Raw genomic sequence first — 1,037 nt, forward strand, 5'->3', positions numbered from 1 at the left:
GCGTAGGCCTTCGAGGCGTAGACGCTGCCGTGGTCGCTGTGGAAGATCGCGCCGGCCAGCGTCCCGCGGTCACGGGCCGCAGCGCGCAGGGCGTCTTCGACGAGCCCTACGCGCATGTGGTCGGCGACCTGCCAACCCGCGAGCTTCCGGGAGCCGAGGTCGATGCACGTCGCGAGATACAGGTTCGACCCGTCTGCGATCGGGAGGTAGGTGATATCGCCGACATACCGGCGGTTCGGCTCCCCGATCGAGAAGTCCCGGCCGATCAGGTCGGGGAACTTCCTCCCGGACGGGTCCGGGATCGTGGTCTTCACCCGGCGTCGCAGCCGGATCCCCACCAGCTGGTGTTCCCGCATCACGCGGGCGACGCGCTTGTGATTCACCCGCCCGGCGGCGGTGGTGACGCCGTCGTTGAGGTCGGCGGTGATCCGGGGTGCCCCGTAGGCGCGGTCGCCGCCCTGCGCGGGGTCCTGCAGCACACGGATTCGCGCCGCCAGCGCGGCGTCTGCGGCGGCCCTCGCGGCCCGTCCCGGGGCCGCCGCCAGCCAGGCGTAGAACGACGACCTCGCGATCTGAATGATCTCGCACAACCGCTTCACGCCGTAGGCGTCCTTGTGGTCCTCAACGAACTGGAAGCGGTTCACCAGTTCGTCTCCCCGGCGAAATACTTCGCCGCCTGACGGAGGATGTCCCGCTCCATCTCGAGCCTCAGCTTCTCCGCCTTCGACGCCGCCAGTTCCGCCTCCAGCCGCACGATCCTCGCCGCCTGCGACTCCGACCGCCCCGACGTGGGCGGCGACATGGTGCCGGCGGTCGTCGTGCCCGAACCGTGCTTCTCGACCCACTCCCGCAGCGCACCGCGGGAGATCCCGAGGTCCGCCGCGATGCCCTTCAACGTCGCACCCGGCGTCGACTCGTACAAGTCCACCGCCCGCTGCCGGAACTCGTCCGTGTAGTTCTTCCTAGCCATCCCTTGAATTCTCGCTTCCCCAGCAACGTGCTGGAATCAGCGTGCCCAAGATCAGGGGTCAAGCGCC

1 pseudogene is annotated in these 1,037 nt (G+C 69.1%); it reads right to left on the reverse strand.

Annotated elements, in window-relative coordinates:
• Window positions 1-970 (reverse strand): annotated as a pseudogene (locus tag LOK55_RS13920) (IS3 family transposase); the annotation flags it as partial.
• Between the last annotated feature and the right edge of the window lie 67 nt (window positions 971-1,037).

The sequence above is a fragment of the Microbacterium sp. F2E genome (assembly GCF_020905435.1).
Lineage (GTDB): Bacteria > Actinomycetota > Actinomycetes > Actinomycetales > Microbacteriaceae > Microbacterium > Microbacterium lacticum.